This window comes from Streptomyces sp. 2A115 (assembly GCF_052245575.1).
Taxonomy (GTDB): domain Bacteria; phylum Actinomycetota; class Actinomycetes; order Streptomycetales; family Streptomycetaceae; genus Streptomyces.
In genome coordinates this window covers 259,481-272,034 of the sequence record NZ_JBQQCG010000001.1, presented here as the reverse complement: position 1 = coordinate 272,034, position 12,554 = coordinate 259,481, and the positions used below count along the sequence as shown (strand labels likewise).

Below are 12,554 nucleotides of genomic sequence, written 5' to 3'. Positions count from 1 at the left end.
TGCGTCCCGGAATTCCGTGAAATGCCCCTGTCCCAGGACCGCCGCGGCGGCCGGGGTTGACGCAGAGAGTATGACTCGCGTCGGAACGCTCGAACGATTTTCCGGCAAAGAATCACGCCCTTGCCGCAGTTGTGCGGCACAGGTGAGCGGACTCCGGCAACTCCATTCAATTTGTGGCCATCTTGCACCTCCCTGCTGTTGACCCTCTGCTGTCACTCTGGGACGGTCCGTGACCACAGACGCAAGGAGTACGCATGCACGCGCGCGCTGCCACCGCAACGACCACCGCGCTCCTGGGAGCCGCCGCCCTCGTTCTCCCCGCCTCCACCGCTCACGCTGATGCGAGCACCGACCAACCCCTGGTCATCGCCCATCGTGGTGCCTCGGCCCATGCCCCGGAGAACACGATTGCCGCCATCGACAAAGCGGCCGACCTCGGATTCCGCTGGGTCGAGAACGACGTCCAGCGCACCAAGGACGGCGAACTCGTGGTGATCCACGACGACAGCCTGACGCGCACGACCGATGTGGAGGAGGTCTTCCCCGGGCGGGCCCCCTGGAAGGTGAAGGACTTCACCGCCGCGGAGATCGCGCGCCTCGACGCCGGCAGCTGGTTCAGCCCCAGGTTCACGGGCGCGCGCGTGCCGACGCTGAAGCAGTACATGAACCGGGTCTCGCGCAACCACCAGAAGCTCGTCCTGGAGATCAAGAACCCCGCGCTCTACCCGGGCATCGAACGGGAGACCCTCAAGGCCCTCAGCAACGAAGGCTGGCTGGGGCCGGCCCACGTGCGGAGCAAGCTGGTCATCCAGAGCTTCAGCGCGGACAGCGTCCGGACCGTGCACGCGCTGCGGCCCGACATCAAGACGGGCTTCCTGGGCACGCCGCCGGTCGCCGAGCTGCCCGTGTACGCCCAGTTCGCCGATCAGATCAACTCGACCCACACGTCCATCTCCGCCGACTACGTCGCCGCGATCCATGCCCTCGACGGAGCGCACGGAAATCCGCTGGAGATCTTCACCTGGACCGTCGACACCGCGGACGGCACGCGGCGCGTCGCGGACTTCGGCGTGGACGGCGTCATCACGAACAGGCCCGACGTGGTCCGGGAGGCGCTGAACGAGGGCTGAGAATCACGAAGGCTGAGAACAAAGGACCGGGAACGAGGGCTGAGGCCCTCATGGCAGGCCCGTCGCCGGTGGCCCGGACGCTCGTGAGCGTCCGGGCCACCGGCGTTGTCAGTGGTGCGCCGTACGGTGGATCGCATGAACAGCCATGGGCAGAACGAGCAGCAGGTGGTGTGGGCCGTCGTCGACAGCTCCATCGGTCCGCTGTTGCTGGCCGCGACCGGCGAGGGCCTGGTCAGCGTCGTCTTCCACGTCACGGACGCGGTGCGCGACAAGGCGCTCGAGCGGCTCGGGTCCCGGCTCGGCACCGAGCCTGTCGAGGCACCCGAGTCCCCTCTGCTGGCCGAGGCGATACGGCAGGTCGCGGCGTACTTCGCGGGTGAGCGCCGTGACTTCGAGTTGCCGCTGGACTGGTCCCTGATCTCCGGGTTCAACCGCCAGGTGCTGCGCGTGCTGGCGTCCGGCGTTCCGTTCGGGACCGTGGTGGGGTACGGCGATCTGGCCCGGCGGGTCGGTCAGCCGGGCGCGGCCCAGGCGGTAGGCATGGCCATGGGGGCCAATCCGCTGCCGGTAGTCGTGCCCTGCCACCGGGTCGTGGAGAGTGACGGCGGCATCGGCGGGTTCGGGGGCGGCCTGGAGACCAAGCGGAAGCTGCTGGCGCTGGAAGGAGTGCTGCCGGAGCCGTTGTTCTGAAGGACGCATGTTCTTTTGAAGGACGCATGTTGTTCTGAGAGGCAGGTTCTGAGCGACTGTTGAAGGGGCTCGTGAAGGCACTCGGCCTCGGGAGTGGTTGTTGTCGTGAGGGTGTCCTGAGAAGGATGAGGGGGGACGCGCCGGTGACCACATCGTCCGTGTTCGGTTCCATCGCCACGGAGTGTTCGCGGTGACCGCCGTCGAGCGGCCGGTCGTCGTGCCCGTCGACGCGGACGGACTGCCGGCGCTGCGTCGCCGGATATCCGCTGTGCTCGTCGCCAGTCAGATCCTCGGCGGGCTCGGAGTGGCGACCGGTATAGCGCTGGCTGTCGTGCTGGCCCAAGAGGTGGCCGGCACCGAGTCGCTGGCCGGGCTCGCGCCCACCGCGACCGTCGCGGGGACGGCGGTGCTCTCCGTGCCGCTGGCGGCGCTGATGACAGCGCGCGGCCGTCGGCCCGGGCTTGTCCTGGCGTATCTCATCGGAGCGCTGGGGGCCGGAGTCGTCGTGGTCGGCGCGGCCGTGGACAGCTTTCCGCTGTTGCTGCTCGGCATGGCGGGGTTCGGCGCGGCCTCGTCCGCGAACCTGCAGGCGCGGTTCGCGGCCGCGGACCTGGCCGAGCCGGAGCGGCGGGCGCGGGCCATCTCCAACGTCGTGTGGGCCACCACGATCGGTGCGGTCCTCGGCCCAAACATCGCCGCGCCCGCCGGCCGCAGCGTCTCCGGGCTCGGCATACCGGAGACGGCGGGCCCCTTCCTGTGGGCGACCGGGGTCTTCCTCATGTCGGCGCTCCTGGTCGCGGTGCTGCTGCGACCCGACCCGCTGCTCACCGCCCGCGCGCTGGCGCCGGTCGAGGAGCAGTCCGCCGCGGCACGGTCCATACGGGCCGGGGTGGCCGCCGTCCGGGCCTCGCCGCGTGCCCGGCTGGCTCTCGTGACGGTGGCCGTGTCACACACCGCGATGGTGTCGGTGATGTCGATGACACCGGTCGATCTCGGTCACCACGGGGCGAGCATCGATCTGATCGGGCTGGTCATAAGCGGCCACATCGCGGGCATGTACGCGTTCTCGCCCGTCATGGGGCGGCTGTCCGACCGGTTCGGGCGACTCTCGGTGATCGGCCTGGCTGTGGCGCTGCTGGCCTGCGCGGCACTGCTCGCGGGTACAGCGGGCGCCAGTCACGGGCAGACCGCCGCCGGGCTCTTCCTGCTGGGCCTCGGCTGGTCGGCGGGCCTCGTCTCCGGCTCCGCGCTCTTGACGGACTCCGTGCCCCAGCCCGCGCGCGCTGCGGCTCAAGGGCTCTCCGATCTCTCCATGAACACGTCGGCGGGCATCGGCGGGGCGGCCGCCGGCCTAGTCGTCGCGCAGGCGAGTTACGCCTGGCTGAACCTCATAGCCGCCTGCCTGTTGCTGCCGCTGGGTGCGCTGGCGCTGTTCACTCGCCGGACCACGACGCAGCGCGGCCCAACGCCCACGCCGTAAGAACAGCCCTGGAGGCGGCCGAAGGACGGCCGTAAAAACTTGCGGACCGCGGCCCGCGCGAAGGGTGGCCGGAACGGTGCGGCGGTAGCAGACTCCGCCGTGCGCACAGCCACTGGCATCCGAAGTCACGGGGGCCGAAGGGACGGCGATCACGTATGAGCGGGAACCGGGCAGTCGCGTATCTCAAGCCGGGCGCGGTGGAAGTCAGGACCATCGACTACCCCACGCTCGAACTGCAGGACGGGCCGGGGGTGGCACCCGACAACGTCGGCCGCAAGTGCCGGCACGGGGTCCTCCTCAAAGTGCTCGCCAGCAACATCTGCGGCAGCGACCAGCACATGGTGCGCGGCCGTACGACCGCGCCCGAGGGACTCGTACTCGGGCATGAAATCACCGGAGAGGTCATCGAGCGGGGCCCGGACGTCGAGTTCGTCGAGGTCGGAGACATCGTCTCGGTGCCGTTCAACATCGCCTGCGGGCGGTGCCGCAACTGCAAGGAGCGCAAGACCGGCATCTGTCTGAACGTCAATCCGGCCCGCCCCGGGGCGGCCTACGGCTACGTCGACATGGGTGGCTGGGTCGGCGGCCAGGCAGAGTACGCCATGGTCCCGTACGCGGACTTCAACCTGCTGCGGTTCCCGGACCGGGACCAGGCACGCGAGAAGCTCCTCGACCTGACCATGCTGTCGGACATCTTCCCGACCGGCTTCCACGGCGCGGTGACATCGGGCGCCGAGGTCGGCTCGACGGTGTACATCGCCGGGGCGGGGCCGGTCGGTCTCGCCGCCGCGGCGTCGGCTCAGCTTCTCGGCGCCGCCGTCGTCATCGTCGGCGACCTGAACGCCGAACGCCTCGCGCAGGCCCGGAGCTTCGGCTGCGAGACGGTCGACCTCACCCGCGGTGACGTGGGCGAGCAGATCGCCGAGATCCTGGGTGAGCCGGAGGTGGACGCGGCCGTCGACGCGGTCGGCTTCGAGGCGCGGGCCCACGGCCACGGCCCCGACGCCGAGGAGGCACCCGCGACGGTCCTCAACTCGCTGATGGGCATCACGCGCGCGGGTGGCGCGCTGGGCATTCCGGGCCTGTACGTCACGGACGACCCTGGCGGGGTCGATCAGGACGCACGAACCGGGACGCTGAAGGTGCGGCTCGGCCTGGGATGGGCGAAGAGCCACCGCTTCACCACGGGTCAGTGTCCGGTGATGCGGTACCACCGGGGGCTGATGAAGGCGATCCTGCACGAGCGTGTGCACATCGCCAAAGCCGTCAACGCGACGGTGATCAGCCTGGACGACGCGCCGCGCGGCTACGCCGAGTTCGATCAGGGCGCCAGCCGTAAGTACGTCCTCGATCCGCATGGGGCACTGAACGGAGCACGGCCTGTCTGAGTCCCCGAGGGCGGCTCTGGAGGGGAGGTCCCAAGGGGTGTCCACGCGCGCGTGGACACCCCTTGTTCCACAAGCTCACAACACCCCTTCCCCCCTCCTTGGCTCACAGCTTCTCCTTCTCACATCGGAGAGCTACTCGTAGTGCCGTGCCTCGAAGACGTTTCCGTCCGGGTCCCGGAAGTAGAAGCTCCGCTTCGCCTTTCCGCGGGCGCCGAACGCGTCGTAGGTGAACTCCGAGAGAGGTACGGCTCGTTCCGCCAGGCGGGCGCGGAGATCGTCGAAGTCCTCACCTCCGAGGGACAGGCATACGTGGTTGACCGGGTGGCCCGCGCTCTCGGCCGCCCCTGGGACGACGTCCATGCGCTCGGCCATCGACAGGGGCGCGAGATCGAAGATGGTCTCCTCGTTGAGGCGCACGGAGGGAAACGACACCTGCCCCGCGGCGAACTCGGTGACCCTGATGGGCTCAAGGCCCACCGCCTTCTCGTAGAAGTCGGCCGAGGCCACCGGGTCGCGTACCCAGAGGACGACATGGTCGAGTCGTGTGGAGTTGTCTGTCATGCCATCAGGCTGCTGCCCCCTTGTGGCCGTCGCAAGGGTTTGGCCGGGCGCGTCGCCCGCCAGGGATGAGGGAAGAACCGACAGACAGGAGGCACGCGCGTGCTGGTGGTGTCCGAAGAGGTGCGGGAGGCGCTCGCCGCGGGGCGGCCCGTGGTGGCACTGGAGTCCACGATCATCGCGCACGGGCTGCCGCGTCCGCGCAATCTCCAGGTGGCGCTGGAGCTGGAGAACACCGTGCGCCAGGAGGGCGCCGTTCCCGCGACGATCGCCGTCCTGGACGGGCTCCCCCACGTGGGTCTCGACAAGGAGCAGCTGGAGCGGGTCGCGAACGAGGAGGGCATCCGCAAGCTGGGGCATCGCGATCTGCCGCTCGCGGTCGCCGCGGGGGTCAGCGGGGCGACCACGGTGTCCGCGACGGCGCTGCTGGCCGCGCAGGCGGGCGTACGGGTGTTCGCGACGGGCGGGCTCGGTGGCGTGCACCGGGAGTGGACGCTGACGCAGGACGAATCCGCCGACCTGGGGCTCCTCGCGCGCACCCGGATCACTGTGGTGTGCGCCGGGGTGAAGTCGATCCTGGACGTGCCGGCGACCCTGCAGCGGCTGGAGACGCTGGGCGTCGCTGTCGCCGGTTACGCCACGGCGCGCTTTCCCGGCTTCTATCTGTCCGACTCGGGACACCCGGTGGACTGGACGCTCCAGTCGCCCGGCGAGGTCGCGGGTGTCATGCGCGCACAGGACGCGCTCGGCGGACCCGAATCGGCCCTCATCGTCGCCAACCCCGTGCCCGAGGCGGAGCAGCTCGATCCCGAGCTCCACGCGCGCGTGCTCGCCGACGCGCTGCAGGCGTGCGAGGCGGAGGGCGTGAGCGGCCAGGCGGTCACTCCGTTCCTGCTCGACTACCTGGTACGCCACACCGACGGGGCGTCACTGACCGCGAATCTGGCGGCGGTACGCGGCAACGTACGGCTCGCGGGGCGGATCGCGGCAGCCTGGGCAGGGACGTGACCGGGGCGGACGGAGGCGAGATGTCAGCCGGCGCCGACGGGGCTCTCCTTGTCGTCGGCGACGTCGTCACTGATGTCATCGCCCGGCATCGCGGACCGCTCGCGTCGGGCACCGACACGGCCGCCGTCATACAGACACTGCCGGGCGGCGCGGGCGCCAACGTGGCGTGCTGGGCGGCCCGTCGGGGCGGTGCGGAGGTGCGGCTCCTCGGCCGGGTGGGCGCGGACTCGGCCGCGTGGCACGAGCGGGAACTGACGGCTTCAGGGGTGCGCCCCCTCCTGGTCATCGATCCGCAAGCGCCGACGGGCACGGTGATCTGTCTCGTGGACGCGGGCGCTTCGGCGGAGCGCACCTTCCTCACGGACAGTGGCGCGTCCCTGCGACTCGATGCCGATGACTGGTCGCCGTCGCTGCTCGACGGTGTCGCGTGGCTGCACCTGTCGGGCTATCTGTTCTTCTCCGAGCCCTGCCGCGCGCTGGTGGCACTGACTCTGGCCTCGGCACGCGCGCGCGGTGTGCCGGTGAGCGTGGATCCCGCCTCGGCGGGGTTCCTCACAGAGCTGGGTGTGGACCGTTTCCTCGCGCTCGCCGAGGGTGTCGACGTACTTCTGCCGAACAGGGACGAGGCCTGTCTGCTCACCGGTCTGCCCGATCCGGCGGACGCGGCGGCCAAGTTGAGCCGCCACGTTCCGCTGGTGGTGGTCAAGCAGGGCGGGGCCGGGGCCCTGGTCGCCCGGTCGGGGGTGGTCGAGGCCCGGGTTCCGGCGGCATTCGCAACCCCCGTCGACACGACGGGGGCCGGGGACGCCTTCACGGGAGCCTTCCTGGCCGCGCTGCTTGCGGGCGGCCAACCGGAGGAAGCGGCCGCGGAGGGGTGCCGGGCCGGGGCACGGGCGGTGGAACGGGTGGGCGGGCGGCCGGAGACAGGGGCGTAAACCTGTCGTCGGAGCTGCGGCCCGGCACCGGCCTCCCGGGATCATTCCCTCCCTCGACTCTCGCTTGCATGACCACGTCACCCACCGCGCAGCGCTGCTCCAGGGCCGCCACCCGCCACCGTTCCCAGAACTACATCCGGCGCCCCCACGCCGAGATCAGCGGCGCCGCGGCCAGATCCATACCGCCCGCGGCCACGTTCGCCAGGTGACGGTCGATGTCTTGCTCCGTGGCCAGGCGCGCTGCCACGAGCTGGTCACGGATCTGACGAACCGTCGCGGACTCCAGCGTGGCCGAGGCGGGCGAGGTGATCGGAAAGTACGCGTCGGCCTCGACCTTGCGCAGTCCGGCCTCGCGGAGCAGGCGCGGAAGCCGCCGCCCGTACGCGAGATCGGCGCCGCGCTCGGCCAGCAGCTCGCGGAACCCGTGACGCAGCCGGTTGGCCAGCTGTTGCTCCGGGCTGCGCTCGTCGGGGCAGGCCAGCGGCTGCAACGAGGGGTCGGCGTCCTCGACCAGGAGCCTTCCGCCGGGCCGCAGCGCCCTGATCATCGAGCGCAACGCCCGCTCCCGGTCCGGCACATGGGCCAGCACCAGCCGGGCGTGCACGAGGTCGAAGCCCTCCCCCGGTGGCTCGTCCACGCCCACGTCGTGGACGCGCAGCTCGACCGGGGGACGGACGGCCGAGGTCGCCCACGAGATGTCGATGTCGGTCGCGACGACCCGGCCGGTGGGGCCGACCTTCTTGGCGAGCCAGGACACCACGGACGTGCCGCCCGCGCCGACCTCCCAGCAGCGCCAGCCGGGTCCGATGCCGAGCCGCTCGATGTGCTGGAACGTCGTGGGGTCGAAGAGAGCGGCGAGGGCGGCGAAGCGCTGCCCCGCCTCGGTCTGTCGGTTGTCGAGGAGATACCCATCGGTTCGCGTCATGCGACGATCATCCCAGTTGTCCGGCTTGTCCATGATGGTCGACGCTCCCTACGTCAACACGTCAGTCCGGACCCCCCTCGCAGTTGGCCCGCTCATAGCCGACTCGAGAGTCGGCATGCCCATAACCGGCCCGCTCGCAGCTGACGCCCGCGCGCCGACACTGTGCCGCCACCGACCACGACGGCGGTTCCGGAACGGAATGTTCCGTTCCCACAGGCTCCTTCGGCCGTCGAAGCATCCTGGCAGACTGGCCGCGACAAGGCGCAGAGTGCGGCGCGGGGGAGATCCACGCAAGGAGACCCAGATGTCCATGGCAGGGAATCTGCGGAAGGTCACGAGCCTGAGCAAGGTCGGCGGCCTCCGCAGGGTGGCACGGCTGGCACGACGGCGCACTCGCGTCGACCTGAGCCATCCCGCCCGGTCCCCGCTCGGCTCCGCGGTCGTGAACTGCGTGGCGTACGAGGAGGGATCCAGAGTCCCCGCCGGCCGCGATCTGGTCGAGACGGTGGAGCGGATCCGCAAGGCCGACGGCGGCTTCGTCTGGCTCGGGCTGCATGAACCGACGGAGGCCGAGTTCACGGGCATCGCCGAGCTCTTCGACCTGCACCCACTGGCAGTCGAGGACGCGGTGGACGCCCATCAGCGCCCGAAGCTGGAGCGGTACGGCGAGACGCTGTTCGCGGTGTTCAAGACGGTCTGCTATGTCGAGCACTCCGAACTGACCGCGACCAGCGAGGTGGTGAACACCGGCGAGATCATGGTGTTCGTCGGCCATGACTTCGTGGTCACCGTGCGGCACGGTCGGCACGGGTCCCTGGGACCGCTTCGCGAGGAGCTGGAGGCCAGCCCCGAGCAGCTCGCCAAGGGCCCGGCCGCGGTGCTGCACGCGATCGCGGACCATGTGGTGGACGAGTATCTGAACGTCACGGACTCGGTGCAGGAGGACATCGACCAGGTTGAGACGGACGTGTTCTCCGCGAGCGGCGCGCGGGCCGACCCGGGGCGCATCTACCAGCTCAAGCGTGAACTCCTGGAGCTGAAGCGGGCGGTGGTTCCCCTGGGCCGCCCCATCATGGACCTCGCCACCCGGCCGATACGGGTGATCGACCCGGAGATACAGGCGTACTTCCGGGACGTCTCCGACCACCAGTTGCGGGTCGCCGAACAGATAGCCGCGTTCGACGAACTGCTCAACTCGATTCTGCAGGCGCACCTCGCACAGGTCAGCGTCGCGCAGAACGAGGACATGCGGAAGATCACGGCCTGGGCGGCACTGATCGCCGTGCCGACGATGGTCTGCGGTGTCTACGGCATGAATTTCGACAACATGCCGGAGCTGCACTGGAGGTTCGGCTATCCGTTGGCGCTCGGCGCGATCGCCGTCGCGTGCTTCACCCTCTACCGGGGGTTCAAGCGCAACGGCTGGCTGTGACGCCGCTCGTCCGGCACGGCCGGCCGGACGAGCGCGTGTTCCCGGTACCGGTGGGGCCTGGGCGTCAGCGTGTCGCGCTCTTCGCGTAGACGCTCTCGGCCCAGCTCGCGAGCTGTTCGTCCGTCAGATGCTGGGCCAGGTCGGCCTCGCTGATCATCCCGACCAGACGCTTGTTCTCGATCACAGGAAGGCGGCGGATCTGGTGCCCCTGCATTTCGCCGAGTACGTCGCTGACGTCGGCGCTCGATTCGATCCAGCGCGGTGTGCCCTTGGCCATCTCACCCGCGGTGACGCGCGCCGGGTCGTGGCCCATGGCCACACAGCCGACCACGATGTCGCGGTCCGTGAGGATGCCGCAGAGCCGTTCGTTCTCGTCGCTGATGGGCAGCGCGCCCACGTTGAGCTCGCGCATCAGCTGGGCGGCTCGGTCCAGGGTCTCGCGAGCGGGGATCCACTGGGCGCCGCGGTGCATGATGTCTCCGGCGGTGGTCATGAAGTACCTCCCGGTGCCGGACGGCCGGCGCGGCGCGGGTACGCGCCGCTAGTCCCGGCGTCCTACATTCTCGCCGGGTACGGGGAGATACGCACCCGGAAGTTCCCGGCTTCCGGTCGGTTTTCAGGCCCCGGCCCTGCGGTCTCCCGGTCTCACGCCGAGAAGCCGACGATCCGCTCGGGCAGCACGCGGACGATCACCCGGACCTCGTCCACCTTCTCCGCCTGAGGGTCTATGCCGAGGTACTTGTGCGAGAGCTCGTACGGGAGTCGCTTGCCCTCGTCGGGGAGGATCTCGGCGGTGCCGCGGATCTCCACCGATGTGTAGGGGTTGGCGAGGTCGAAGACCGAGAGGCTGACGCGGGGGTCGCGTCGGAGGTTGCGGACCTTCTGCCGACCGTCGGTCGAGGAGAAAAGGACAGTGTCGCCCTCGCGTTTGATCCACACCACCGAGTTCTGGGGTGCGCCGCCAGGACCGAGGGTGGCGACGCTGGCGAAGTTCTTACCGTCGAGGAGCGTGCGGACCGAGTCGTCCAAGGAGATCATCATGCCATCAGAGTAACTACATGCACGTGCATACAAAAGCCCTGTTGGAGGAACCGACGCCCAACGTGAGGGAATAGGGCGCGGACCGCCTGTCGCCGAAGTCAGCCGTTCCACGCCGGGTGGCGTGGGTCGTCCGCGCGCACCAGGACGTCGGCCGTGTCACCCGGGGCCGTCTCGCTCTCATAGCGTTCGTACGCGGGAAGCGTCCAGTGCTCGCTTTCGGGCGTGCGTCGACGCAGGGCGGCCGGGGAGAGGCGTACGTGGACGGTGAGGTCGAACGGGAACCAGTGACGCAGGAGCATCGGTCCGTGTAGCAACAGTACGGCGCCGGGCGGGAGTTGGACGGACGGGCTGCGGGTGGCGCGGTCGGTGGCCGGGTCCCAGAGGTCGGGCAGGACTCGGCCGTCGCCACCGGGCTCCAGCGGGCCGAAGACCTCGCGCCACAGAGCGCCGGTGTCGAACCAGCCGTCGTAGTACGCCTCCACGTCCTGGCGGCCGTACTCGAACCGGAGGGAGGCGGGGCGCAGAAAGCCCTCCGTGCCGACGACAACCGCGGACCGGCCGCGCGGGCGCAGGGCCTCGGCCACGAGTTCGGCGAGGTCGCCGGGGTGGGCGGCCGGAGCTCCGTCGAAGGCGACGCGCGGCCAGGGGCCGCCGTCGGCCGGCTTCAGGTCGAGCAGCCGCTCGGCGAGAAGGTCGCCGAGCCGTTCCCAGGTGATCGCTTCAAGTCGCACACGGCCCATGATGCCGCGAGGGGGAGGCGACCGGCGGACGCATGGTCACGGGCAGAGAAGAACCGGCGGACCAATGGTCACGGGCAGAGAAGAACCGGCGAGCGCGTGGTCACGGGCAGAGAAGACCGGCGGGCGCGTGGTCACTGGGACCGCGGGGAGCACCCCGGGGAAGGCGACCGGGCAGATCGGCGTAGATCCAGGCCCGCCGCGGGGAATGAACCGACCATGGCGACCACGGCAACTCACCCGACTCCCCCAACTCCCCCACCCCGCACCGGGCTTCTCGTCATTCAGTCGATCAAGAGGAGGCACTGTGCCGAGTGTCGGGGCGGTCCGCTTGGGCTGTTGGTGATGGAGGAGGGGACGCCGCGCTGTCTGGACTGTGCCGATCTTGGACATCTGGTGTTTCTGCCGCGGGGCGACACGGCGTTGACGCGGAGGTCGCGGGAGGGAAGCGCGTTGTCGGCGGTGGTCGTGCGGTTCAGCCGGCGGCGGAGTCGGTACGAACGACAGGGGGTGCTCGTCGAGGAGGCGGCGCTCGCGCGGGCCGAGGAGCGGTGTCTGGCGGACGCGGAGGCTCGGCGGCGACGGCGGGCGCGGGACGCGCGGCGGAGGGACGCGGAGGATGTGCGGTTCACGGACGCGTTCGCGGAGGAGATCCTGCGGTTGTTTCCCGGTTGCCCGGCAGACCGGGCGCAGGCGATCGCCGCGCACGCCTCGGTGCGGGGCAGCGGGCGTGTGGGCCGTAGTGCGGCGGGGCGCGCGCTGTCCGAGGCCGCGGTGACCTCGGCGGTGTGCGCGGCGGTCCGGCACACGGAGACTCCGTACGACCAGCTGCTGATGAGCGGCGTACCGCGTCATGAGGCCCGCCGTCGGATCGCTCCCACGGTCGAGGGGACGCTCCAGGGATGGCGCGCGGGCGGGGTGGGGCAGGCATGACCGCACCGGCGCGGGCGTGATCGTCCCAGGATGCCGCCCCCGGACTGCCCCCTCTGGACGGCGCTCGCCCTTGCCCTTGCCCTTGCCCTTGCCCTTGCCCTTGCCCTCACCTCGCCCTCGCCCTCGCCCTCGCCCTCGCCCTCGCCCTCGCCCTCGCCCTCGCCCCGAAGACGCTCGGACATGCCCCCGAGTTCCTCGGCCATGGTCACTCTCCTCGTACGGCATTTCACTTGTCGTGACAGCTTGTGGTGACAAAGAGTGCCGTGCAGGATCTTTGGGTTCGGGGTCGTCCGGCCC

At 70.3% G+C, this 12,554-nt stretch carries 13 protein-coding genes; 8 read left to right on the top strand and 5 right to left on the bottom strand.

Features of this window, described 5'->3' with window-relative positions:
* The first annotated feature begins 254 nt into the window (after positions 1 to 254).
* The 4 genes from ACTWQR_RS01210 (at position 255) to fdhA (ending at position 4,688) form a co-directional block, all read left to right on the top strand.
* On the top strand, positions 255 to 1,130 hold the full coding sequence (locus ACTWQR_RS01210; RefSeq protein WP_443224935.1) for a glycerophosphodiester phosphodiesterase: 876 nt from the start codon (positions 255 to 257) through the stop codon (positions 1,128 to 1,130).
* A 135-nt stretch (positions 1,131 to 1,265) separates the two neighbouring features.
* Positions 1,266 to 1,820, top strand: coding sequence for a methylated-DNA--[protein]-cysteine S-methyltransferase (locus ACTWQR_RS01205; protein ID WP_443224934.1), 555 nt, complete (start codon positions 1,266 to 1,268; stop codon positions 1,818 to 1,820).
* A gap of 190 nt (positions 1,821 to 2,010) precedes the next feature.
* On the top strand, positions 2,011 to 3,300 hold the full coding sequence (locus ACTWQR_RS01200; RefSeq protein ID WP_443224933.1) for an MFS transporter: 1,290 nt from the start codon (positions 2,011 to 2,013) through the stop codon (positions 3,298 to 3,300).
* A 155-nt stretch (positions 3,301 to 3,455) separates the two neighbouring features.
* Positions 3,456 to 4,688, top strand: a complete 1,233-nt coding sequence (gene fdhA, locus ACTWQR_RS01195) for a formaldehyde dehydrogenase, glutathione-independent (RefSeq protein ID WP_443224932.1) — start codon at positions 3,456 to 3,458, stop codon at positions 4,686 to 4,688.
* A 132-nt stretch (positions 4,689 to 4,820) separates the two neighbouring features.
* Here the strand turns inward: fdhA and ACTWQR_RS01190 are convergent, their stop codons facing one another.
* Positions 4,821 to 5,249 carry a VOC family protein gene (locus ACTWQR_RS01190; protein WP_443224931.1) on the bottom strand — a complete coding sequence of 143 codons (429 nt, stop codon included), beginning with the start codon at positions 5,247 to 5,249 and terminating at the stop codon, positions 4,821 to 4,823.
* A gap of 99 nt (positions 5,250 to 5,348) precedes the next feature.
* Between ACTWQR_RS01190 and ACTWQR_RS01185 the strand changes: the two genes are divergently transcribed.
* Both ACTWQR_RS01185 and ACTWQR_RS01180 read left to right on the top strand, forming a co-directional pair.
* A complete protein-coding gene (locus ACTWQR_RS01185; RefSeq protein WP_443224930.1) occupies positions 5,349 to 6,254 on the top strand; it encodes a pseudouridine-5'-phosphate glycosidase in 906 nt (301 codons plus the stop codon).
* 20 nt (positions 6,255 to 6,274) lie between these two features.
* Complete coding sequence (locus ACTWQR_RS01180) at positions 6,275 to 7,189, top strand: carbohydrate kinase family protein (protein ID WP_443224929.1); 915 nt, start codon at positions 6,275 to 6,277, stop codon at positions 7,187 to 7,189.
* 130 nt (positions 7,190 to 7,319) lie between these two features.
* On the opposite strand, the gene ACTWQR_RS01175 is transcribed toward ACTWQR_RS01180, so the two are convergent.
* Positions 7,320 to 8,114 (bottom strand): methyltransferase domain-containing protein, encoded by a 795-nt coding sequence (locus tag ACTWQR_RS01175; RefSeq protein ID WP_443224928.1) that lies wholly within the window; start codon positions 8,112 to 8,114, stop codon positions 7,320 to 7,322.
* A gap of 304 nt (positions 8,115 to 8,418) precedes the next feature.
* On the opposite strand from ACTWQR_RS01175, the gene ACTWQR_RS01170 reads away from it, so the two are divergent.
* On the top strand, positions 8,419 to 9,546 hold the full coding sequence (locus tag ACTWQR_RS01170; protein ID WP_443224927.1) for a magnesium and cobalt transport protein CorA: 1,128 nt from the start codon (positions 8,419 to 8,421) through the stop codon (positions 9,544 to 9,546).
* Between the two features lie 64 nt (positions 9,547 to 9,610).
* Here ACTWQR_RS01170 and ACTWQR_RS01165 read toward each other — a convergent pair whose 3' ends face one another.
* The 3 genes from ACTWQR_RS01165 to ACTWQR_RS01155 form a co-directional block, all read right to left on the bottom strand.
* Positions 9,611 to 10,039, bottom strand: coding sequence for a CBS domain-containing protein (locus tag ACTWQR_RS01165; protein WP_443224926.1), 429 nt, complete (start codon positions 10,037 to 10,039; stop codon positions 9,611 to 9,613).
* A gap of 152 nt (positions 10,040 to 10,191) precedes the next feature.
* Positions 10,192 to 10,587, bottom strand: a complete 396-nt coding sequence (locus ACTWQR_RS01160; RefSeq protein ID WP_443224925.1) for a PPOX class F420-dependent oxidoreductase — start codon at positions 10,585 to 10,587, stop codon at positions 10,192 to 10,194.
* 98 nt (positions 10,588 to 10,685) lie between these two features.
* Positions 10,686 to 11,327 (bottom strand): uridine kinase, encoded by a 642-nt coding sequence (locus tag ACTWQR_RS01155; protein WP_443224924.1) that lies wholly within the window; start codon positions 11,325 to 11,327, stop codon positions 10,686 to 10,688.
* Between the two features lie 216 nt (positions 11,328 to 11,543).
* Between ACTWQR_RS01155 and ACTWQR_RS01150 the strand changes: the two genes are divergently transcribed.
* Positions 11,544 to 12,257, top strand: a complete 714-nt coding sequence (locus tag ACTWQR_RS01150; protein ID WP_443224923.1) for a DUF2293 domain-containing protein — start codon at positions 11,544 to 11,546, stop codon at positions 12,255 to 12,257.
* Positions 12,258 to 12,554: the final 297 nt, after the last annotated feature.